12 protein-coding genes are annotated in these 24,516 nt (G+C 47.0%); all 12 read right to left on the bottom strand.

The window, feature by feature from the left end:
- Positions 1-378 precede the first annotated feature (378 nt).
- On the bottom strand, positions 379-3,486 hold the full coding sequence (locus KQI32_RS13430; protein ID WP_177690262.1) for a copper amine oxidase N-terminal domain-containing protein: 3,108 nt from the start codon (positions 3,484-3,486) through the stop codon (positions 379-381).
- Between the two features lie 246 nt (positions 3,487-3,732).
- Positions 3,733-5,562, bottom strand: a complete 1,830-nt coding sequence (locus KQI32_RS09290; RefSeq protein ID WP_216424803.1) for a beta-N-acetylhexosaminidase — start codon at positions 5,560-5,562, stop codon at positions 3,733-3,735.
- A gap of 208 nt (positions 5,563-5,770) precedes the next feature.
- Entirely contained in the window at positions 5,771-7,342 is a 1,572-nt protein-coding gene (locus tag KQI32_RS09285) for an extracellular solute-binding protein (RefSeq protein WP_216424802.1), read from the bottom strand.
- 167 nt (positions 7,343-7,509) lie between these two features.
- Positions 7,510-10,002 carry a copper amine oxidase N-terminal domain-containing protein gene (locus KQI32_RS09280; protein WP_216424801.1) on the bottom strand — a complete coding sequence of 831 codons (2,493 nt, stop codon included), beginning with the start codon at positions 10,000-10,002 and terminating at the stop codon, positions 7,510-7,512.
- An 83-nt stretch (positions 10,003-10,085) separates the two neighbouring features.
- Positions 10,086-11,741, bottom strand: a complete 1,656-nt coding sequence (locus KQI32_RS09275; protein WP_216424800.1) for an S-layer homology domain-containing protein — start codon at positions 11,739-11,741, stop codon at positions 10,086-10,088.
- An 18-nt stretch (positions 11,742-11,759) separates the two neighbouring features.
- A complete protein-coding gene (locus KQI32_RS09270; RefSeq protein WP_216424799.1) occupies positions 11,760-14,549 on the bottom strand; it encodes an S-layer homology domain-containing protein in 2,790 nt (929 codons plus the stop codon).
- 68 nt (positions 14,550-14,617) lie between these two features.
- On the bottom strand, positions 14,618-18,241 hold the full coding sequence (locus KQI32_RS09265; RefSeq protein ID WP_216424798.1) for a fibronectin type III domain-containing protein: 3,624 nt from the start codon (positions 18,239-18,241) through the stop codon (positions 14,618-14,620).
- Positions 18,242-19,236: 995 nt separating this feature from the next.
- Positions 19,237-20,004, bottom strand: a complete 768-nt coding sequence (locus tag KQI32_RS09260; RefSeq protein WP_216424797.1) for a Nif3-like dinuclear metal center hexameric protein — start codon at positions 20,002-20,004, stop codon at positions 19,237-19,239.
- On the bottom strand, positions 19,994-20,686 hold the full coding sequence (locus KQI32_RS09255; RefSeq protein WP_216424796.1) for a class I SAM-dependent methyltransferase: 693 nt from the start codon (positions 20,684-20,686) through the stop codon (positions 19,994-19,996). Before KQI32_RS09255 ends, KQI32_RS09260 begins: the two co-directional genes overlap by 11 nt.
- Before the next feature lie 16 nt (positions 20,687-20,702).
- Positions 20,703-21,638 (bottom strand): 1-phosphofructokinase family hexose kinase, encoded by a 936-nt coding sequence (locus KQI32_RS09250; RefSeq protein WP_177691337.1) that lies wholly within the window; start codon positions 21,636-21,638, stop codon positions 20,703-20,705.
- A 12-nt stretch (positions 21,639-21,650) separates the two neighbouring features.
- Positions 21,651-22,412, bottom strand: coding sequence for a TatD family hydrolase (locus tag KQI32_RS09245; protein ID WP_177691336.1), 762 nt, complete (start codon positions 22,410-22,412; stop codon positions 21,651-21,653).
- 14 nt (positions 22,413-22,426) lie between these two features.
- Positions 22,427-24,349 carry a methionine--tRNA ligase gene (gene metG, locus KQI32_RS09240; protein ID WP_216424795.1) on the bottom strand — a complete coding sequence of 641 codons (1,923 nt, stop codon included), beginning with the start codon at positions 24,347-24,349 and terminating at the stop codon, positions 22,427-22,429.
- Positions 24,350-24,516: the final 167 nt, after the last annotated feature.

The raw sequence follows: 24,516 nt of genomic DNA, 5'->3' as shown, positions 1-24,516 counted from the left end.
TCCACAGTGCTTGTCTTTATTATATCGCAGGTAGCTACTCCTGCAAATATAATCAAAAACTTTAAGAAAGGAGATATAATTAAAACCACCCCTTTCGAGATGGTTTAATTATACGTGATAACATGGAAGAAAAAACATGCAAAAGCTGTAGATTTTTTATTCAGCACTACAGGAAAGAAACGTTTTTTGAAAAGGTTTACTGCGGTCACTGTACGCACAAATGTGTCAGAAACAAGAAACCGGATGACGCGGCATGCGCGCATCATGAGGAGAGAACGGATGCAGAAAAAGCGGAATAAGTAATTTCTTGCTTGTTTCTTCATATCACAAAAAACTGCACGGCGCTGTTTTTACAACGCCGTGCAGTTTTGGAAATAATTATTTGTCAAAAGCATATAGTTGGACATTATCATAATATGCTTTTGTCATGAAGAAGGCTGTAACATTCATCAAAGGCTGAACATAGGCGGTGCCCGCCGGAACTTCCGCGTCTATCACCGCTGTCTGCCATTCTCCCACGCCTGTTTCCACATGGTTTGCCTCACTTTTGATCTCCTTTTTGTTGGCGTCCAGGAAACGCAGATAGATGGAGCATCTTCCCTCGGTGATAAACATATCGGTTTTCATGACGTACCGCTTTGCTCCTTCCTTCACAGGGATCGCGTCCACCATAACGCCGACGCCCCCTTTGGTATTGGTATCCTCCAGGTAAAGAGCCTTTTCGCCATCGATTGCCATCTCATCGCTCAGATAATAATCGGTATTTTCCCCATTCTTCGTCAGCAATTTCCAGTTGTCAACCTCTTTCGTGCCCACTGTGCCGTTTTCAAAGCTGAAATTGGGAACTTCCACTTTGTTTGCAGCATATTTTTCATTGTATTCTTTATGGGCATCCAGTATCACTTTTTTGTCGGTATATTTGCTGTACTCCGCCGTAGCATAACTGTCGAAGAAATACACAGTATCATCGATAACCGTCTTGTCGGACGGCAGTTTGCTCTCATCGCTTTGAATGACGATCAGTCCTCTGTCATCCCAGAACACTTTTTGTCCAAGTGCTTCCACAATAGCGCGAAGCGGCAGCAAAGTGCGATCGTTTAAGGTCTGGGCCGGAACATCCAATGTCTGTTCCGTGCTATTTACCAGCATTTTATCGCTTCCCAAAACCAGTTTGATCACATCGGAACCGCGGTTGACGGTCACGGTCTGGGTCGGATCATCCCATCCCACGGAAGCACCGATGCTCTCCGCGATAAACCTTACAGGTACAAGGGTTCTGTCATCCTTTACAATTGGGGTGACATCGATATTCTCCGGATCAATCTGCGCCATTCCTCCGTTTACAATGGCATAACGGTTGTCAACAAACAATGCCATACCGCCATCTGTGCCCTGATAAATATTTCTGAGTGCTGCATTGTCTAACTTGCGCGGAACACTGCAGATTTTTCTGAGCTCGGTGTCCACCGTAATATAAATATTATCCTGACTGTCCAGAGAAATCATTGGGGAGGAACCGCCCGCCTGCTTGGTAAGACGGATATATTCCATCGTGTCAATATCAATCACATTGGGGACGTTGCCCTGAGAGGTATACAGTAACCCGTCCTTGCCCCAGCGCAGGTACACTGGACGCCACAGGGAGCCTTCGTACCATTTTACGTCGTTTAAAAACAGTGTCTTTTTGATATCCTGTGTCTTGGGATCCATACAGAAGAGCATCTCCTGGCATGCGCCCCAGATATTTCCGTCAGGTCCTACTTCCAGATCTCCGATATGCCGGATCGGCGTTCCCATTCTGGAGGGGAACTGAGGAACCCATTCCTTCGTCTTCTGTCCGATCTTCGGATCGAACACAAAAAGTTTCGCGGAAGGCTGACTTGGATTGGTTCCCAGTCCGCCCGAAATACAGGTAGCGCCGTAAATCAGGCCGTCCTTATAGGCCAGCCCTACAACCGATTGATCCTGCACCACATTCCGGTATACTTTAAACTCATTGGTCTTTTTGTTGTAGATGGTTAAAGCGCCGCCCAGCTGTCCGTAGTTCGGAACGGACCCTATGATAAAGTAATCGTCCTCCATAGGCTTGATGATATAAGGCCGCTGTTGTTCTTCTCCAAATGTAAACAGCTTGGTCCGCTTTACTTCCTGATCATCCGGCGCGCCGATCTCCAGCTTGTCAAATTGCCCGGCCGGATAAATTCCCGCATACATGGTATTGTTTTCAATATACAAGCCCTCCGGCTGTCCCAGAGAGAAACGCCGAATCAATTTGCCCGTCTTTCCATCGATTTCCGCACAGCTGGCACCCATTACGCTGCCGCAATACAAACGGTCGGTTTCCGTGTTACAGACAAGACTCTGCAGAACGGCTCCCGTGCCCTTCATCGGTGCTTCTGTGATCTTCCGGTATTCGCCTTTTTCAATATCGTACACGCCGGCGTAACCGCTGTAATCCGCCGTCGCCAGACATTTTCTTCCGTTGACGTACACACCTGTCACGCCCCGGGGTGACCAGGTATAGGGTTTCTCGGTCCGCTCCAGCGTACCGGTATCCAAATGGAATATACACAGCTTGTCATTGGCCTTTAGATATACGTCCCCTTCAAATTCGGTGGAGGCATATAAGGAACCCGCATTGGTCAGGATATCCTTCCATTTTCCGGTGTCCGCATTGTAAACACACTGGATCCATTCGCCGTAATCCCCGAATTTTCCGTTCAGGTTGACGAAAATATACTGCCGGGATCTCCGCATGGTATAGACCGTAGTCGGTTTAATGGTCTTCCCGTCCAGCTGAGGCAATGGAATTTCGGTAATTTTTTTCGTCTTAAGATCCATCTCCACCATTTTGGTGTTGTCCGACTGCCCGCCGGCATATATCTTTCCCTTATAGTATTCAATGCTTCTCGCATAGCGTTCATTGGGGAATACCTGTCCCAGATTCTCATACTGTTCTGTGTTGATATCGAACTTCACCACATAAGCGTTCGGAAACGTTCCGAAATATACGTTACCTTCTTCATCCAAAGTAAGGTTATACGCCGCACCCTGTTTGAAAGCCTGTCCGTATCCCTTGAACTCCTTCGTCTTCGTGTCATACTTATAGAGCTGTGCAGGCTCACAACCGGCTATCCACACATTTCCTTTGCCGTCGGTGATATGAGACCAGCTTGAAGTGGAGTCTCCCATGGAGAAAGAACGCACCAGCTTCTCGTTTTCAATGTCAATGACATTGAAGTTCCCCGGCTTGCCGGAAGAGGTTGCATATACCATAGGTACGCCGTCTTCCATTCCGGCCACGCTGTCGATCCCAATCGACTGTGTGTGCGGAACACCCAGAGAATAAGCATCTAAAAATGTCTTAGAATTCAGCTTCTGAGATTTAAACGGTCCTGCCGGCTCTGCGGCAAGCGCAGAAGGGACGACGGAACACAAGATGGAAACTGCCAGTAAAACGCTTAAAATCTTTTTTGTTCTTGTCATGTCTTCCTCTCCTTTTCTTTGTGTTTTCTGTTTTGATCATAACGCACAAACACTGCCACAGCAAGAAATATTCGTCTGATCCATATAGACGAAACTCTTATTTTTATGTATTTCCACCCTTTTCCTATACCGAATGAAAGTGCAAAAGGACCGCGCCGCAATCAAAAATCACGGTTCAGTCCTTTTTCAATAGGATGCCATAAAAAATTTTTCATTTTGAAAAATGATGAGGACAATGGATTCGCCTCAGCATCCCTTCCCCAGATAAGCGGAAGAAATGCCTACATAACTGTTGCACCATTTGTGGTTGTCTTCAAACGGAAGACGTTTTTCATCCACCTCCTCCAAAGCGGAGATATCACCTTTCAAATATGCATCGATTCGATAAATTGCAGTGTCAATACGCGCGTACTTTGTCCCGTACCGCCCATCCATCACCTCAAAACCAAAAGGTTTATAATTGCGGTACCAAAGAAGCATATGTATGTTTTTCAAGGCCAAATAATCCTCTTTCAGAGCCGGAAGCAACACATCCCTGACCTGCTCCAGCTTGTCTTTTTGATGAATATGAATGGATATTTCAACCTTGTCCGCCGCGGTCCTGCAGATGCATGTCAGATAAGTGAAATAATCCTGAAAACTGCCTTCCGCTTTCGCGTAACGCTGAAATTCATGTTCCAGTCTGTGATAATGCTGTACGATTTCGGGGTCTGCAGTATCACAGTCCGCCAGCCCTGCCAGAATGTCACTGTACAGAATCCGTTTGACGGAAAGCGTCTCCCCTTCTTTGGGGTGAACGGCGTCGCCCATCAGCCGCAGACTGCGCAAATCCACTCCGAAGAGAATCCTGCATTTTGCGTCCACAGACGCGTTGTCAATATACGGCCGATAGCAATGCTCCGCCAGGAGAACCGCTCCCGGCAGACTGAACATGTAATCCGTCTCACAGCCGTCGTCACCCCACACAGCGGCAAAAACATCCTGCACATTCTTCCTTTTGCAGGCAGGCATTGCAGCGTTCATCGTTGCAAATGTTTTATGGTAATCCGGAACAAGCCCGTTCCACGTCCATATACCTCCCGCAAAAACCAGATTCTTTGAAATCTGGCGGTGCTTGTCTATCATAGACTCATAATATTCCTGTTGTGTGTGGTAATAGTCCCAATAGGTGATAGAAAATTCCTCCGGAAACAGTTCTCTGGCTCTTTCGGGAATCACCGCATCCGGGCAGTATGCACTGAAGATGTCTTTTCCAAAAGAGAAATACATATCTCCCCAAATAATCGGCTCCATCCCGTAACGGTTCAGAATCTCTTTCACCCGCTGGATATGTTCCGCAAAAATATCGGCTTGCGGCTTATAACCGTTCTTTGTCAAATACTTTCCCAATCCAAGATCAAAGGACTCGTCAAGCCCAATGTGAATTTTCTTTGTGGTAAAACAATCGGAAAGTGTCTCAATCAATTTTTCAATAAAGCAGTAAGTCTGATCATTCCCGGCCAGCAGGACCTTATCCGTATCCTTGATTTCTGCAGCCTCCTGCCATTTTAAATACTGCTCAAAATGCCCCAAAGTCTGGATGCAGGGAATCACCTCAAGCCCTAGGCGATTCCCGTATGCATCGATTTCTTTGAGTTCCTCTTTGGTGTACCGCCCTCTCAAATAGCCAAAGTAAGGATACCCTTCCACCTCATACACGTCTTCCATATAGAGATATAACGTATTTAAGCCCAACAGGCAGAGATATTCCATATACTCTTTCACTTTTGAGACCTTCATCACACCTGCGCGCGACATGTCCAGCATGATACCCATCGTGCGGAACTGCGCGTTCTCCAAAACCGTTGTGTCTACCCCATTTTTGATTAGCTGAACTGCCAGAAGCAGGCATCTGCCCATCTCAGATTCTGTTGCACATTCCACATATAAATTAAGCCCGTCTTTCGACACTTTAATATGCGGTTCCTTTTTAAAATAAACATTGTACTCTCTTTCGTCATGGAATCCGATCCTTTTTGATAAACGATCCAATACCCATTTCTGATCGAGGTCAATGCCGATAAAATTCAGCTTCACACCTCGCACCTCTATTATTCCAATTCCCTGTGTCTTGTTTTCGGCATACCTTCTCATGCATCTTTGGCATTCACTGTTCCTCCTGATGTCAATGCCCTGCACAACATCCGAAAAAGAAACTCAACAGAGTCCTTATCTCCAGATGCACAGCCCTCAGCAGAAGCAAAATTCATCCATCTTTCCGATACAAAGAAAAGGCAAAATCCGACTACTGCGCGGAATCGTATCTCTTCTGGGCGTCGTTATAGATCTTCACAATATCCTGGGCGCCCAGGTTGTTTGCTTTCTCCACCCACGCGTTCCACGCTGCGTCTCCGCTCTCCTGTCCCAGAACATATTTCGCGAAAAATTCCTGCGCTGCCGTTTTCAGCTTTACTTCTTTTCCGCTCAGCGCGTCCTTTTCCTCTGTCGTGAAGGCCAGAATCGGATCCTCCGGTTCGCTCATGTTCTCCTTGAGCACTTTATCCTGCGCTTCCTGTTCCTTTTCCGAGAAGTTGAAGTAGGTGCTTCTCTTGTCAAACCGGCGGTACATTCCTTCCAGGAACATTCCGTATTTCTCTTCCAGTTCTCCGATCTCCACCTTCTTGCCCGCGTCAAACGCTGTGTACACTGCCATTCCCTTTTCGTCCAGCGTGTAGGTCTCCCCTTCCACGCCCATCGTGATCAGCTCCGCTCCCGCAGGGCTCAGCAGAAAGTCGTTCAGTTTCATGGACAGTTCCGTATTTTTGTTGTTTGCTATGGTCGAGGACGCGAATACTTTCGAAAGCTTTTTGATCGTCTGCTTCGGTCCGATCGGGTTGCCGTACCGCAGATCGTATTCCGGATAGGTTCCCTTCGTCTGCTCCTTGAAGGTGTCCAGACGTCCGATCCAGTCAAAGGTCACAAACGCCTTGTCCGGCTGGGTCATTTTGGACGTCCAAGCCGCTTCCGTCAGCGTCAGGAATTCCGGATCCAGAAGCCCTTCCTTGTAAAGCTTCGCCATATAATCCAGCATATTCTTCATCTGCGGGTCGGTGTCGGAATATTTCCATTCCTTCGCCGCCTCGTCATAGTATGGTTTGTATGCGATCAACCCCCAACTGATGGACAGCTGGTTGAACAGGTTGTCCTTGTTCTTTGAGGTGAAGGGCGCTACGCCCGGATACGCGCTCTTGAGTGTTTTCAGCGCCTGATAGAACTCCTCCGGACTGTTCCACATCGGAATATTCAATTTGTCAAAAACGTCCTTCCGGTACAGAATCCCGTGATTGACGTCTCTCTGTACTTCGTACCAGGGCAGCCCGTACAGTTTTCCGTCGGACGCCTGATAGGATTTGAAGATCCAGTTGTTTTCCGGATCGTCCACGAAGATTTTCTTGAAGTTGGGCATCACGTCAATGTAGTCGTTCACCGGAGCAAACGCGCCCTGTACGCCCAAGTCATTGATCTCGTCCATGGTTGCAAAGGAGGACCCCATAATATCCGGGATATCCTTGGACGCAACCATCACCTTGCGTTTCTCCGCAATGGTGGAGCTGGGGAATACCATCAGCTGTACATTGATTCCGGTCACTTCCCGCAGTTTCTGCACAACATAACTGTCGTTCATGTTTTCCTTTGAGGAGCACACCAAAAACCGCAGTTCTGTGTTTTTGGTGTCCAGGGGAAGTTCCAGTCCTCCCGTGTCCCCTAATTTCACATTGCTGTTTGTCCCGGTTGTGCTGTTATCGCTGCTGCCGCATCCTGCCAGGCAGGACGCCGCCATTACCGCTGCCAGTGCGGCTGCTATTATCTTTTTCATTGTTCACATTCCTCCATTGTTCTTGATAAAGCGGATGCCATTCCATTGACATCTGCCTGTCTCAATTTTAAGAATAAAGATAAGAAAGGCCTTTGCCTGTCTGTATTCGATTTTCTTAATACATCAAATGGATCGCCCTTTATCGGTATCCTTTCGAATCCCTTTTTCTATTTCTTTAATTCCTCTATCAGCGCGTCGATAAGCGCTTTGTCTTTTTCCGCGTCCACCGGCGTGTCACCGATCAGAATCAGCCCGCGATCATCCCAGAAAACCTGCTTGTCAAACGCCTCCGCAATAGCCCGAAGCGGAAGCAGCGTTCTGCCATTTTCTTCAAAAGCGGTGACATCAATTTTGATTTCCTGACCATTTTTATCTATTTTCTGTTCGCCAAGAACAATTTTCAGTGTATCAGAACCTTTAATGATGGTAACCGTTTCGGTGGCTTCATCCCATTTGACTTCCGCCCCCAGGGATTCCGCAATAAATCTGACCGGAACAATCGTCCTGTCCTGAACGGTTTTCGCCGGAACATCCAATGTTACCTCCTGATCGCCGACTTTGGTTTTCACGCTGTCTATCATCAATGCAATCATTTGGTCTTTTTCCGCCTTGTTGGTACGGTGGACGCGGTAGATGCTATCCCTGTTATAGAAATATACATGTCCGTCTTCGCTCACTGAGATAGAACCGCAGTTTTTGTCATATTCCTTCGGAAGAATATTTTTATATTCCATTGTCTCAATATCCACAACCATAGCTGTATTGCGGGGTGTGCAATAAAGAAGTCCATCCTTGTCAAACTCTAAGGTATACGGATTCCATCTGGAAGAATAGCTCTCCCAGTTATATCCATTGATGTTTTTCTCTTTCACAACCTCAAGGGTTTCTGGATTCATAGCAAACAGCAGACCATCCGATATGCTCCAAAGAAGCCCGTCCGGACCAAATGCCAAATCTCCCGCCATTTTGCATAAGCCTTTTTGCTCCTTAAACTTCGGCGTTACCTCTTTGATTACTTTTCTGGTGTTCATATCAAATTTAAAAATCTTTGCTTCCTGCGCCAAAGGATCGCCGCCCAGACCGCCGAAAATGGTTGTGGAACCGTATAAAATACCGTCTTTATAGGTAAGTCCCGATACACTTTGGTTTTTGATGATATTTTTATAGCAGTCAAATTTTCCGGTTTCCGGATCGTAAACCGTGATAGCGCCTTCGTGCATATCATAGTCAGCGATCGTGGAGAAAACCACCTTACCGCCCGCGCCGACAATATCCATCGGCCGGCTTTGCCCTAAAGATTTGTCATCTGCGAGCCGCACTACTTTTTGGGGGTTGGTTCCTTCTTTTACCGGCTGTGCAGGGTCGTAAACACTCAGGCTCGCATCCGGATAACAGCCGAAATAAACTTTTCCGTCGATCTCTTCAATCGGGGTTGACTGTCCCATAGCAAATGTCGCTTTCACTTCACGCTTTTCCGGATCATACCAGGTGGCGCGGGGACCCTGATGCCCGGACGCATACACGTCTTTTCCAATCGCTTTTACCGCTACCAGAGAAGTCCCGGTCGGATCCACCGAATTTCTGTAATCCTCGCGGGCTCCTGTCTCCAAATCGATCAGAGAAATGGAACCTCCGTAAACCACCGTCACAAACGTCTTATTCGGCAGGTTTGGATGTGTTTTCAATTCCACAAAGCTTCCCCCTCGGAATCCGGATCCATATTTGATATCGGTCGGCTCATAGGTGTTGTCTGTCAGATTGAACTTGTAAACGGTTCCGTTTGATACAAAATACGAGTATCCGTTCAGTTCTGGGGAGCAGGAAAGTCCTGCCGCTTTCGGAATTTCAATATCCAGAAACGCTTCCTTTTTCAAATCAAACACTGTGTAAATAGACCCAGATGATTGTGTTCCGCAATATATTAGGATTTTATCGCCTGCAAGTGTTGCAGTATAATACGATTTAATACCGGAACTGGTCTTCGGAGCCTTATAATAGGTTTTCTGGAGAGTTTTAAGATCGATCTTTACAAACTGTGTCCCAACAGCATCCCCTCCGCCGTAAATACAGCCGTTGTAATACACCATGGATTTGAAATATTTTTCCCCTGGCAAAACGTTGCCAAAATCCATCATCTGTTTTGTAGCCACATCGTATTTAACCAGCTTCGCATTGGGATAGGTTGCCATATAAACATTGTCTTTGTCATCCACAACGATTTGGCACACCGCACTCTCCTTGGAAACCGCACCCAGATCCTCAAAGGTTTTCGTTTCCGGACTGTAACGGTACAGCGTCGCACGAGTATAGCCTGCGGTATAAACATTTCCCTTGGAATCCACCGCATGAGTCCACATAGTGTTCCCCTTCTCGGCATCAAAGCTGTGTAACAATCTCCCAGTCTCCAGATCGATTACATTAAACTTTGCAGGAGAACCGGAAACCGTTGTACAGAGGATGGGCTTGCCATCCTCCATACTTGCAACGGAGTTTAACAGTGTGGTTGCCGTAATTGGCTTTCCAACATTCTCTGGTTCGGAAAAGGTAATCTCGGAAACCGGCGTTTTTTCCTCAGCCAGAGCCGTGCTGGGAGCTGCAAACAACATGCTGCATGAAAAAATAATAGATAATGCTGCAGATAATAATCTGTTTTTCAACATTTTAAAATTCCTTTCAAGGATCGCTCTTCCCCTGAGCAATCAGCATAACATAACTCTATTTTTCCACCGTCTTGCTCCATGTTTTACCTTTTAATGAATTTCCCGATGATAACAGCTGCTTCTGCGCGGGTTGCCGTATTTTTCGGACGGAAGGTATTATCTTCATACCCATTGATGATACCTGCCTTTGTCATTCCGGAAATCGCTTCCTGTGCATATGCACTGATATCCTGTGCGTCTGCAAACTGTTTTTCCGGATTGCTCTGCGGCAGATCCATTCCGAAGGCTTGCGCCGCGCGGAATGTCAGTGCCGCGATATCCTCTCTGGTGATATTCCGGTCAATACCGAACTCGGTGTCGGAAACACCCTTTACAATTCCCTTACTAACCGCGGAGGCGATGTAGGGATAATACCACTCGTCCTTGGATACATCCACAAAATTACAGGATGCGTTTGCATCGTAAATGTCCAGAGCAGTTACCAGAAGCTTCACATATTCCTGCCTTGTAATGCTGTCGTCAGGACGGAATTGCTTGGAGGGATCCTTTGCGATAACACCCTTGTCAACCAGAGAATAGATGCTGTCTTTCGCCCAAGCCACGCCGCCGATATCATTGAATTCAAATCCAACCGGTGCAGGCGTCGGTGTAGGATAAACATCCACATTGTTTCCGCCGCCACCGGTGGAACCTCCGTTTCCGGTGTTCCCACCGGTGGGGGTTGCCGCTTTGTCAATCGCTTTTTTCAGAGAGTCACCGTCCTGAAAAGGCGTTTTTGCCGCCTGCGCCGCTATGGTCTTAAACAGAGACTGTTTATCTGCTTTGCTGTAATTGGAACCGCTTCCTGTATTGACTCCCACATACGTTTCATTGTACTGGTTAAACAGAGAAATCATCTCATCTCTGGAAGCCGTATTGTTGAACAATGTCAGGAAGATGGATTCATTCAAGCGGTAAACGGCGTCCTCCGCTTCGCTGTATGTTTTTCCGCTCAACAGGGAGGACAGTTTACTGTCCAATTCTCTTTCCGCCACAAGCTCCAAATCGTCATTGACAAAAAGAGATTTTACATCATAAGCTTCAACCGCCGTGTTGATTTCCTCAACGGTTTTCGCCTGTGCAATGCATTCCTTCAGCATTCCGTCATTATAAAAAGTGATAATTTGATTCAGACCATTTTGGTCGCTGGAGGAAGCTGTCTTGGAAGCCAGATAGTTATAAAAGGCATTGTTTTGTTTGTCTTTGGTGATGACAGTGCCGAGTAGTGTCTCATACTCATCAAGAAAATCAATCACCTTATCTTTTGTATTCGCTGCATTAAACGCGGTTACAATCGCAGCGATATCTTCCTGCGTTGCATAGATAACTGTCATTACCTTGACTTTTGTAAAAGCGGCGTCTCCTAAAATAGCAATCATAGACATGGGCGCGGAATTTTCAGGCAGTTTTATCTCCATGGAAAATGCACCGCCGGCGGTTGTCTTTCCTGTTTTGGCAAAAAAGGTTAACGCCCCGGTCTGTTCCGGTGTCGCATTCTGGTATTGCTGATAGGTGACGCCATTTTTCAGCACCACCACGGATACGTTTTGATCGGCCGCCGTCGTATCGGTCTGACCGGCTAAGATAATCTTGTCTTTTTCCACGGTATAGGTGACATCGGCTGCGGCCAGCACAGGGAAAGAGAACATCACTGCCGCCAGGCATACCGCCAAGATTATAGATAAGATTCTTTTGCTCATGATTCTGTTCCCCCTTTTCTAGTTGGCCCAAGGGTCGGTATAAAAGTTGTAGATGAATACTTCCTGCAGTACGCCGTAACGGCTTTTTGCAAAGACGTAGGACGCCTTTGTCCCATTGGCCCGCTCATCTTTCATATCGCCGATAGAAGCTGATTTCACCGAGGCAGCGCCTGCGCTGTTCTCAGAATATACAACGAATTTTGCGGTATCTTGCAGGTAGTAGGACAGTTCTTTCCGCCCGGAATCCGTCGTTGCATCACTGGCATTTATGATTCCCAACTTGATATATCTGTCCTGGCGGCTCATCAACCTGCCCGTTACAAAGCGAAGCAGATAAGAATAATCTTTATTTTCGCCGCCCATTGCAGTAATTTCTCCTGGAAGAGCTGTTGCAGAATTGGTGGGAGATACATTTTCTTTGAGATGATCGATGGAAAGCAATCTCTCCACTTTTCTCACATTGCTGCCTTCCGCCAGTATACGTACGACATCTCCAGCTTTCAGCGCCTGTTTCTGATCTGTAATCTCTCCGTTTGGATTGGGCAGAGGATTTGCTGTGTACTCAAAACACTGAGAGTCATTTGTAAAGAAAAATTCTTTTTCAGAAGCCGATTTGCATTCTACTGTATACATTTTCTTCACGATGTCGCCCTCCGCATTTACCGTATCAACAAGTTTCTTTATCATAGAAACCGGGTCATCGTTCTCAATCTCGGCAACAGAATCACCTGTCACCACAGCAGCTTTTGCAACCCCGATCTCATCAATATTATATAGAGATACTTGATATTTTGAATTTGGAAGGGTGGATGCCTTGTGGATTGTGTACTTGTCATACCGGGTTGTATCAGCCGGAATACCAAATAGAATCGCCTGATCGTCCATCAGAGTTCCATCAAAGCTCTTCGGCCCGCTCAACCATTTCAGTTCCCCGTTCCTGTCATTGGACAGTTCATCCTGATCCTGTTCCGCATTGCCCGGAATATTGGCACGTGCTGTGTCAATTCCAATAATCTCATTTGCCTTGTTGGTCTTATAACGAATCAATTGCCCTAAGTCCTTGGTCGTCACAGAGGTTCCGTATTTCGCCTGGGAGAGATTCGTGTTGATGTCCTCTACGGTAGCTTTGCTTTTGCCATCCAACAAAACATTGGAGCCGAGCGTAAAATCTGTCATTTTTCCGCCGGAAGTGAAAATTCTTATTACGGGATCGGATAATTCCGATTCCTGTTCTATTCCTACGAAATAGCCGTACAGATAGGTACTTACCGTATCCGCTGCCAACATAACCCGGTTATCCGAATCTAGAATAAAGCTGGTATTAACTCCGGTCGGAAGTGCTCCAATCTCTGATTTGTTGTTTTTATAATAGGAGGAAAGTTTGTATTCTTTATCCCCTATCCACACGGAATCATCGCTGTAAGAAGTGATTTCCCCGGCAATCTGATTGTTTATAACCGTCAGTTTATATAACTTTTTGCCGGTAGAATTCTTGGAGCGTACAACCTCCACCACGTCACCGGAAGTCAACGCGCCTATCGTCAGGGGAAGATTAAACTTTGTCACTTCAATCAAATTGTCCGGATCGTCCACATCCACTTCGATATTATTCTCATAGGAATATTTATCGATGATTCTTCCTTCTTCCGCGGAAACACTGTCAACAACAATATATTCCTTTTCCTGAATTTTTACCAGATCATACATTCCGTCGTCATCGGTATCGGCAAAATCCAGCGTTCCGGAATCAATATTCATGATAGAAGCTTTGTCTCCGTCATAGTACACACCGTTGTATACAATGTCCAAAGATGGAAGCACACTTATCTTCTTGTCTGTGCCATTTCCGTCCGGATCCAAATTGTAGAGCACGGTTCCATCTTCAAATTGAACGAATTGATCCGCGGTAATCAAAAGACTTTTATATCCGTTTTTGTTCAGCTTGATATACTGCAGTTCATTCTCTTCCAGCTCATTTTCTTTGGTGTAAGCGGTAACCGATGTCCCAAGATAGCTGCTTACAGCGTTTTCATTGGTATCGATCTGTACAATCTCCCCTGTCTTTGCCGTTTTAATCCGCATCTGACTGTCAGAAAGGGAGGAAGGCCCAGTCAGACCGCTCAAAGAATCTTCTACAACAACGCCCTTCCAGGTGTCAATCTTCAGATATTCCTTTAACAGATCCTCGCCTTGACTGTATGTGATTTTGTCACCGCCAAAAACAGATCTCTTGTACACTTTGATATCAATACAATTGTACGCCATCTGAGCGACTTCGCCTCTTGTGGCGGGCTCTGTATATTTGGATTTCACTTTGCTGTATATGCCAAGCTCGCTTCCAACACTGCGGTATCCGTCCGGATATCCCATATTCATGGTCCGAAAGCCATAGCCCAGTACTTCAACCAGAACTTTTTGCACTTCATCGACAGTGACTTCCGCTTCCGGACTGAATCCGTCGCCATTGCCTATCATGAAGCCCATGCTGTTGACATAATTAATATAGTTGTTTGCCCAGTAAGTATCCTCCACATCCGCAAAAGGAGTGGGAGTCGATGTTTCGTTGTTTACCGCTTCAAACCCAGTCAGTTTGGTCACGATAACCGCAAATTCCGCACGGGTAATCTTCCCATCCGGCATAAAACTTCCTTCACTGTAGCCTGACAAGATGCCCAGGCCGGAAAGGGTTTCAATTGCCTCGGCATTGTCGCTGTCCCCAATGTCATCAAAAGCGACTGCCGGGATAAATAATATGTGAATGCTTAACAGCAATACAAGCAATAACGAGATCGATTTCCTGTATCCCATGTTCATACCTCCATTTTATTGTAAGGGCAAAACCGTTGGATTTTGCCCCGCTGCCTTTGACAAGTAGCTTAAATCCGAATCGGATCAATCAGAGAATTCAAGTTGGTAGCTGAATCCCAAAGCATTACTTCGACAGAACCGGAGTTGTTCTCCACCACATAGTCTCTTACCGTGGTGTAATCCGGATCTCCGCCAGTTGAAGGAATCACGATAACTTTCGTTGTAACGGATTCAACCACGCCGTTGGCATCGTATTTGACGATGAGCAAGGTGGTAGTAACTGGGAGCTCGCTTGTATTCTTCAAACTTACATTGATTTTTAATGTTTCGCCCGCGTTCAGCTGACTTAAAGAGGTTACATTGGATCCATCCGCTTTTTTTAGCACCACGGAACCATTCACCGTCGCTTTTGTCACAGGCTTGATATCCTTGTTCACAGTGGTGCTGGAGACCGCATCATTCACTGTGAGAGTCAAATTTAATACTGTTTTCTCGCCGTAAGAATCGGTTGCGGCAACAGCAGCGGTTGCGGAACCGAGTTTATTCGGTGTGTAGCTAAAGACACCGTTTTCAATTATTCCATTTGTCCCTTCTATGGTATATGTCATCACATCGCCATCCGGGTCTGTAAATGTCTCTGCCAGATTGAGGCGAACGGTTTCTCCCAAGGAAATGGTTTTGGTATATGGATTTTCCGTATTGATTACAGGCGCCAGATTATCAACGTACATTAAACTTACATTGTCAACCTGAAAACGGTAGGCTGTTCCTCCTGTTGCGGCAAACGCGACGGTAACGTAAGAGGTTCCTTCCGGTGCAAACCGTTCCAGTTTAGCGGAAGTAAAGCCTGATACTACATCGTACTGTAAGTATGCGGCATTCCCCTCGGCGTCCTTGCTGCTCCACATATCCGCTGCGGTGGCATCCGCTTTCCACACACCGTTGCCCATATAGAGTTCCCCGTCCGCATTATAGAAGAACATAGCTGCGGCCGGTTTTCCGGAGTTTCTTCCGCCCTTGTACTGGAAGCCCATGGTATATTTTCTTGCAGCTGTACTGGGGGTCGCAATCCTGCCGGATTCGATCAGTATGTTCCCCTCCGTTGTCTCTGCAACACCGCCTTTGATGTCCATGCCCTGTCCGTCAACACCAGCATCTGTCGTCGCATTCTTATTGATCACGTTGTAGCCCACACGGTCATCCCCCATAACAGGATTTGGTGCAGCCCACAGTAAAGCGTGCCAACCGCCGGGAATATCCTTGTTAAAATTGTTTTTAAATTCGTTTGCTGTAGTGGTTCTGTCAAAATTTCCATTGGGAACGGTAAGGTAGGTTTCGCGTCCTTCTCCTGTAGGTTTCCATTCGTCCTGCGGTACAGGTGTAACCGTCACTTTGAAGGAAGCCGTTTCCTCCGCTAATACCTGATCGCTCTCAGCAACCGTTGCTTTGACCTGAATCGTAACCTGTTTGCCTGCCTGAGAGGCATCCGGCCGATAGACAAGCTGGAGTTTCTGTACATCAGCCCAAGTACTGTAACCTCCGGAGTATGTCAATCCGAGACGATAGGGTGTCTTAACAAACGATACTCCCGGTGTGTCAGAGCTGAAAGTCAGTTTTGTGTTATCTGTATCAAATACATTTGTAGCATTTACAATATTGTTGTAAAGAATCCCGTCGGATCCTGTGGGAGGATTGGAAGAAATAATCCCTAAGTCCACCGTTAATTGATGATCGTCCGCATACATTGCCCTGTCTTTTATTGCGTTTTTTACAGGAATTGTAACAATCTGCCCTTCCTCATGCGGGGTCGCAGTGACAGAAACGGTGTCCGCAAACTCTGATTTGTCTGCATTCATAGACTGTACTTCAAAGGTATATGGCGTACCGTTGGTCAATCCATTCACTATTTTAGACGTTGCTTCTTTCCCTTCCGCATACAGTGTTGTCACTGTGCTGGAACCGGATTTCACTGTAATTTTTACGCCGGCATAGTTCGCAGTATCTTCCGGTAAATCCCATGAAAGGGTAACCTGTTTGTCACCGGAAACCGCCTTCAGATTTGTCACCGGGTTCGGTACGGTAATCTCGGGTGTCTGACCTCCGTAAGTAATGTTTAAATTATCAAGAGCACACAAACTGGCGCCGCCCCCGGTTGCTACTGCAACAACTCTTACGCCGGCTGTACCCGCAGGTGCTTCCGTGATGATCTCTCCTGTTTTCCATCCGGTTGCCGTGGTTCCGTTATCCGTCGAAAACCATCCTTTTTGTCCGGATGAATCCGTGAATTTCCAATCGTCGTCGGTTTTGACAGTCCAGTCAATCCATTCGGTTCCGTTGTAAACCTTCCCCTCCGCGTTGAAAAATAAAATAGCAGTATTCGCATTGTAACGAATTGCGTTGTAATCGAATGTATAAGTAAATTTCTGCGGCTCTGTCAATTCACTTTCCAACAGCACAACAGGTGACATCACCATCATTGCCGGCTTATTATAGCCAAGCGCCGCATTCAGCCCAGGACACTTCATCACAAGGCTGTTGCTTCCCGCCGCACTGGTTCCATTTCCTCTGTCGCTGCCGATCAGATAATACAGCTGAGCTGGATCCAGCAATGCATCTGGCTGTACATAAACCTGATAAGACCAGCCATCCGGCAAAGCAGAGTTCACCGCCGCCGTCTTCTCAAAATCTCCGTTCGGGATAGTGACAACGCCTTCTTTCGGAGCCACGGGCGCGGCATTCACTGAAACCGCCTCGGAGAATTTGCTTTTATCCGCGTTCATTGCATAGACTTCAAAGGTATAATTCACACCGTTTTCAAGCTGCGAAATCGTTTCGGAGGTTTTTGCGGCATCTTCCACAAAAACTTCCTTGACCGGTGTCGCCCCGTTTTTCACGGCAATTTTTACACCGGCATAGTTTGTTGTATCCGCTGGCAGACCCCACGAAAGGGTAACCTGTTTGTCGCTGGCAGACGCTACTAAATTCCTCACTGGCTGCAATCCTGCAACCGATGCGATCGATTTATAGCTGATTGTGACATTGTCATATCTTACACGGCCAGAGCCACCTAAGAACCCAAGAAGATATGCCGAAACACTGCTTGTTCCGACCGGTGCAACAGCTGTAATCGTCATAGTTTTCCAAGAAGCAGATGTCGCCGCTTTCGCTATATAGGAAGGGTTCCCTACCGCATCTTTCATTTGCCATGCGGTCTGTCCCATACCAGCCTGCAACTCGTCCACCCACTCGCTACCATTATAAAGCTTACCTTCCGCATTGTAAAAATGGATCGCCGCACTTGCAATATTGTTGCAGTAATCTACCGTCAATGTAAATTCTCTGGTTTCCGTTAAAGCGCTGTCCAGAGGGATTTTCGGCGATTCAATTGCCGGAAATCCGCCAGCGCCGCTTCGATACAGCATCTCTAACGCACCGGTTTTATCATCATTATCGACCGGATTATTATAAGTACTCAGAATTTCATAGGTTGCTGATGCGTTGCCCGCCGTAAGCTGAAGCGGCTTCGATCTCCAGCCATCCGGCAAGGTACCGTTTGCGTCACATGTGTTTGCAAAGTTTCCATTCGGCACCGTCAGCGTGACGGTATCCTCTGCCAGTATATTGACAGCGCATACAGTCATAAGCATCGACAATGCCAAAAATAAGCTTAATGCTTTTTTCATGCTCTTCATGAATAATTACCCCCTATTTTGTTGTTGAAAGACACACTTCTTCTCTCCTCAGAACAAGTCTTTTTTCATCGCGTTCCCTCATCGATACCGCTTCCCAACCGTAGCGATTCAGGAAGTTTCCGGCATGGGTTCAGCCATATGCCTCTCCGTGCTGTTTAAACACTTCCATTTAACCAGCCTCCTTTAAAATAGTTTCGTTACTTTCCTATTTTTTCACGCAACTATTTACCAAAACAGCGCTCTGTCTTTTTCACCAAAAAGGCAGAGCGAAAATGAACAAATCCCCATTTGTCCATTTCTGTTTTATCAATGCCCATCTCTTATCTTTCATTGCCGCCGTTTTCTCTCAGCAACAACATTCCCATTATCATTATTATACCGAAATGGAGACACAATGTATTTGTCATGTTTTGTTCATTTTCTTATCTTTTTTTCATATTTTTTGATTATTTTTGTTTTTTGTGGCTAAAAAAACAGCGTGGTTGTCCATTTTTGCGCAGCAAAAGTTACCTTAATGGCGTTTCAACCGAGCGAAGTGCAAAATGATGCTTGCCGCTTGCTCTTTCAATAAAGTTACCCTCCACTTTGGAAATGGGGAACATACAGCGAGGTTATATGTAAGAATTCGCCATCTTCTCCTTTCCATTCATACATTTTTGCCAGTAGGACAAAATAAAAAAGTTTTTCCTTCTGAAAAACGCAACTGCGCTCCGCACGTTTTTTTTGAAACATGCAATTGTGCACGATTCCGCACAATTTCCTATGTTATAAAATAATCCAATTTTATCTGTTTTGGAGTATAATCGTACAACTTTTTTGCGGAAAAGTAAACAAATTTAATCGAACTGTAACAATGAAATGTTTTCCAAAAAAGAAAGCAACCCTGTGTTTTTCCGCTTCGGAACCCGCCGGGCATAAAAAATATCATGGCCTTTTCAAAGTCCATGACATTTTCCCTGTTATTCACATTTCAATAAGAATCAGCCCGCTTTTTGCTATATCGTCTCAATAAAACTCCGGTGCCGCTTTGACAGGTACATAGGAACATCAAAGCATTCCCGCAGGGTTTCCATCAGCGGTTCCAGCACAATATTTTCCGTTTCAAAATGTCCGGCGTCTACCAGTGCAATCCCCGTCTCCTTGGCATACAGGCCAATATGATGTTTTACCTCCGCTGTCAGCATGACGTCAGCGCCCTCCTTCAGGGCGTACTCCAGATAGTCTGCCCCGGCGCCGCCCAGAACCGCCACCGTGCGCACATCTCGGTTCAGATCCCCCACATACCGCACGTATTTCACATTCAGAACACTTTTCACCAGTGACAAAAAAGCTTCAAAGCTCATTTTTTCAGGAAGCCTCCCAATCCGTCCAAGCCCTGCCTCTTCATCCGAACAGAGCACTTTGGTGTCCTGCAGTTCAAAGCATTCCGCCAGCCGATCGTTGACACCGTCTCGCGCGCAGTCCAGATTGGTATGCATGGAGTACACATTAATACGACTCTCAATGAGCCGAAATAACTTGCTGTCCCTCTGCCGGTTCAAAGAACGAATCGGCTGAAAAATCAGCGGGTGGTGGCTGATGATGAGATTGCATCCGAGGGATGCCGCCTCCTCCGCAACCTCCTCGGTTACATCCAGTGAAAACAAAATCCCCCGAATAGCATCCGTCTCGTCCCCTATCATCAGTCCCACATTGTCCCAGCTTTCCTTCAGCTCAGGGGGAGCAACCCGCTCCAGCACCTGAATGCAGTCCTTAAAGATCATAGCCCAGCCCCTCCAGTTCTCTCAACAGATTTTCCAGATATGCAATTCGTTTTTCATCCTGCAGCAAAGCTTTCTGCTGTCCGCTCAGCATCTTTCGGAACGCATTGGTTTTCTTTTTGAGATACCGCAGAAAAATCTCCTGCTCCCCGTAACGCTGGAACAGACGTTTACCGATATGATAATAACACTCTTTTTCATATCTTTCCTCGCCGTGTTCCACACTAAGAATCACATAAAGCTTGTCTCCCTCTTCCGCCAGATACTCCTCTGTGATGCAGAAATGATTTTTATGGAGAGAATGCCGCAGATATTCCGGCGCGTTCATGGGCTGCAGAACGAACTGCTTCACCGATGCGGAAACCGCTTTGTCCTCCTCGAGAAGCTGTGCAATCAGAACGCCTCCCATTCCTGCAAGGATCACGCTTTGTGCTTCCCCAGGGTTTATCACAGTAATCCCGCTGCCCAAACGTGTTTCTATTTTACCGTCCAATCCGTTTTTTTGAATGTGTTCCCGGGCACGGAGCAAAGGTCCCCGGTTGATATCCGAAGCGATTGCTCTGCGGCAGATTCCTTGCTGTACCAAAGCAATTGGGACATAGGCATGATCCGTTCCCGCATCCAGCACCGCTCCACAGGGCAAAACCGCATTTTTTACCGTCTCCAGCCTGGCAGTCAGCTGCATCCTTCCATCGCCTTTCTCAATCTTCTATCTTGATCGCCCTCGTCTGGCTGTAATAATCAAATAATTCGTTTTTATCCGGCATTCCGGTATCCTCTCTCGCCACTTTCGCCGTAGATACCGATCCTGCTATCCGCAGCATCTCTTCCTCCGAAGCGTGCCGGAGCATTCCGTAAAGAATGCCGGCAAGAAAGCTGTCGCCTGCTCCGGTTGTATTTTTGGTATGCACTGGCGGAGGAGTCATCTTGTACACACCGTTCGCGCACGCCAGTACGGCTCCGTCCGCCCCCATCGTAACAATGGCATAGGCAATCCCGTTTTTATGTATTTGCTTGGCACACTCCACAACCTTGTCGAGGGAACCGAACTCCTCCCCGAAGCAGTCTGAGAGCTCATGAATATTGGGAGCCACCAAAAACGGCTTCGCTGCAAGCGTTCGCCGCAGACAGCCTCCGCAGCAGTCCAAAAAAACAGGTACCTTCTCCTGGTGAGCCATCTGAATCAGGGAAGCATAGGTTTCCTCCGGCATTCCGTCCCGCAGACTGCCTGCCAGAACCACATAGTCAGAGCGACGAAGATACACCTTATAGTTCTCCAGAAATCTTTGATATTCTTCCTCTGTCACCGCTTCGCCCCGCTCGTTCACATCGGTGAATGCGCTGTTCGCCAAATCAATTATTTTCACATTAAACCGGATATCCGACCGGCTATGAGTAAAATCAAATTCCACCTTTTCCTGTCTCATCAGGCTTTCTAAAAGCCCGCCGAAGGCGCCTCCGCTTAGACCGATAGCCGTATTCGGCACCTCCAGTCTGGAAAGCAGTCTGGATACATTAATTCCCTTAGAACCAGGAAGAAGCACCGTCTTTTTCGCATAATTCAGGATATCATCCTTCATCTCAGCTACAATATAGGTCTTATCCAGGGAAGGGCTCAATGTCACTGTTGTTACCACGCAACCACCTCTTTATTCAATTCGAAACAATCGTTTTGCATTGGCCATACTCAGAGCCGCTGCCTCCTCCTTGCTGATTCCCTTTAACCGCGCGATTTTTTCCGCCATAAGATACACAAAGGAAGAGTCGTTCCGCCGTCCGCGGAAGGGCTCCGGCGCCATATACGGGCAATCCGTCTCAATCAGAAAACGGTCCTTTGGCACATACGCGGCGGTCTCCTGCTGTCTGCGCGCGTTTTTGAAGGTAACGGGACCTGCAAAAGAAAGATACAGCCCCATGTCGAGCACTTGCTTTGCCGTCTCCACACTGCCGGAAAAGCAGTGAAAAACCCCCTCGCCGTGATAGGTCTTTAAGAGATCCAGCACATCCCATGTCGCATCCCGCTCGTGGATGATCACCGGCATATTCCATTTTTCCGCCAGTCTTAAATGATTGTCAAAAGCCTGTTTCTGAAGCTGTCTAGGAGAATTGTCATAGTGATAATCCAGTCCGGTTTCCCCGATTGCTTTCACCTTGTCCTCCCGAAGTAATTCCTCGATACAGGCATAGTCCCCCTCCTGAATACTCTCTGCATCGTGAGGGTGGATCCCTGCAGAAGCGTAAACAAAGGGATATTTTCGTGCAAGCATCACAGCCTGCCGGGAGGATTCCAGGTCATATCCCACATTCATGATGCAGGTCACCTGATGCTGTTCATATAGTGCCGGAAGCAGGGTTTCCCTGTCCCCGTTAAAGCGTTCATCGTTATAGTGCGCGTGACTGTCAAAATACATCTTGTTTTCCTATCCTATCTCACATCACTGCCGCCCGGTACATCGGAAAGGGTGGTCAGCACAGATAAATTGTCGCCTGCCTCCGCGGACAGAATCATTCCTTCTGACAAGACGCCTCTCAGTTTCACCGGCTTCAGGTTCGCCGCCACAATCACATTTTTTCCGACCAATTCTTCCGGTGCATAATATTTTGCGATTCCGGATACAATCTGACGCACCTCAGTGCCCATATCAATTTTGAACACCAAAAGCTTATCCGCCTTTTCCATCCTGCTACATTCCAGCACTTTACCGACCTTTAGCTGCACTTTGGAAAAATCGTCAATGGTGATCTGGGACGTTTTCTGAGGTTCCGGCTCTCTCTTCGCTTCCAGTTCCTCAGTAATCTCCGCCAGCTTCTTTTTCTCGTCGATCCGCAGGAACAGAGGTTCTTCCTTATTCACTCGGATTCCCGGCTCCGTTTTGCCGAAACCGCCGATAACAGAATCCCAGTTAACCGTTTTCACGTTGATCTGTTTTAATACCTTTTCCCCGGTTTCCGGCAGGAAGGGGCCTATCAGGATTCCCAGAATACGAACAGATTCAATCAGGTGGTACAGAACCGTACCCAACCGTTCCTTTTTCGCTTCTTCTTTCGCCAATGCCCAAGGCATCGTCTCGTCAATATATTTATTGCTTCTTCTGGCCAGATTAATGATGGCTTCCAGACAGTCTGCAACTTTTAAATCCTCCATACTCTTTAAGACAGAGCGCACGGTTTCCTCCGCATAATCCTTAAGCTCATCATCGATATCCTCTTTGCAGACCGGCTCCGGTACAATACCATCAAAATATTTGTTAACCATCGCAACCGTCCGGTTGACCAAATTCCCGAAGATATTCGCCAGATCCGAGTTAATCCGGGCGATAATCGTCTCATAAGTAATACTTCCGTCCTGCGCGTAAGGCATTTCACTCAGCAGATAATAGCGGATCGGATCCACGCCGAACTGGCGAACCAAGTCATCCGCATACATGACGTTTCCTCTCGATTTACTCATCTTATCCGCGCCGAACAGCAACCAGGGATGGCCGAAAATCTGCTTCGGAAGCGGTTCTCCCAGAGCCATCAGCATAATGGGCCAGTATATGGTGTGAAATCGGAGGATATCTTTTCCTATGATATGCACATCCGCCGGCCAATATTTCTCATAGAGCGCTGCTCTTTCTCCGTCCGGATCATATCCCAGAGCGGTGATATAGTTGGAGAGAGCGTCAATCCACACATAGACGACATGACCGGGATCGAACTCTACAGGAATACCCCAGTTGAAAGAGGTTCTGGATACACATAGATCCTGCAGTCCGGGCTTTAAGAAATTGTTGACCATTTCCTTTTTGCGGGATTCCGGCTTGATGAAATCCGGGTTCTCCTCGATATGCTTCATCAGGCGATCCTGATATTTGCTCATCTTGAAGAAATAGGCTTCTTCCTTGGCCAATTTCACTTCCCTGCCGCAGTCCGGACATTTGCCGTCCACCAGCTGGGTATCCGTAAAAAAGGATTCACAGGGTGTACAGTAATGCCCCTCATAAGATCCCTTATAAATGTCTCCCTGCTCGTACAGCTTTTTGAAGATATGCTGCACCGCTCTCACATGGTAGTCATCCGTTGTCCGGATAAATTTATCGTAGCTGGTATTCATCAAATCCCAGATTTTTCGCACCTCACCGGAAATCCTGTCCACATGTTCCTTTGGCGAGATTCCCTGTTTCTCCGCAGACTCCTGAATTTTCTGCCCGTGTTCGTCCGTTCCTGTCAGAAAAAATACGTCATAGCCCACCAGTCTTTTGAATCTTGCAATCGCATCGGTCAGAACAACCTCGTAGGTATTGCCAATATGGGGCTTTTGTGAGGTATAGGCAATCGCCGTCGTAATGTAATATTTCTCTTTCATGATACTCTCCATTCTGCCGTTTCGAGCCCCGCTTCAAAAACATCGCCGGGGCTTTTGCTCCGCTTCGGATAATCCCCGCACTCCGGGATATTTCCTCTTCCCGAGCTGTTGGAAAGACCGAGCACGGCGTCATTATTTAGATCTATTTTACCACTTTTCCCCTGATT

Source organism: Acetivibrio sp. MSJd-27 (assembly GCF_018918095.1).
In the GTDB taxonomy this organism is placed as follows: Bacteria; Bacillota; Clostridia; order UMGS1840; family HGM11507; genus HGM11507.
Note: the sequence above shows the minus strand (reverse complement) of the source record. Positions and strands in the feature narration are given on the sequence as shown.

Coding starts and splice junctions, on each gene's coding strand:
- KQI32_RS09270 (WP_216424799.1), bottom strand. CDS start 14,549: ATGGGATACAGGAAATCGATCTCGTTATTGCTTGTATTGCTGTTAAGC.
- KQI32_RS09265 (WP_216424798.1), bottom strand. CDS start 18,241: ATGAAGAGCATGAAAAAAGCATTAAGCTTATTTTTGGCATTGTCGATG.
- metG (WP_216424795.1), bottom strand. CDS start 24,349: ATGAAAGAGAAATATTACATTACGACGGCGATTGCCTATACCTCACAA.
- KQI32_RS09245 (WP_177691336.1), bottom strand. CDS start 22,412: ATGTATTTTGACAGTCACGCGCACTATAACGATGAACGCTTTAACGGG.
- KQI32_RS13430 (WP_177690262.1), bottom strand. CDS start 3,486: ATGACAAGAACAAAAAAGATTTTAAGCGTTTTACTGGCAGTTTCCATC.
- KQI32_RS09260 (WP_216424797.1), bottom strand. CDS start 20,004: ATGATCTTTAAGGACTGCATTCAGGTGCTGGAGCGGGTTGCTCCCCCT.
- KQI32_RS09255 (WP_216424796.1), bottom strand. CDS start 20,686: ATGCAGCTGACTGCCAGGCTGGAGACGGTAAAAAATGCGGTTTTGCCC.
- KQI32_RS09280 (WP_216424801.1), bottom strand. CDS start 10,002: ATGTTGAAAAACAGATTATTATCTGCAGCATTATCTATTATTTTTTCA.
- KQI32_RS09285 (WP_216424802.1), bottom strand. CDS start 7,342: ATGAAAAAGATAATAGCAGCCGCACTGGCAGCGGTAATGGCGGCGTCC.
- KQI32_RS09275 (WP_216424800.1), bottom strand. CDS start 11,741: ATGAGCAAAAGAATCTTATCTATAATCTTGGCGGTATGCCTGGCGGCA.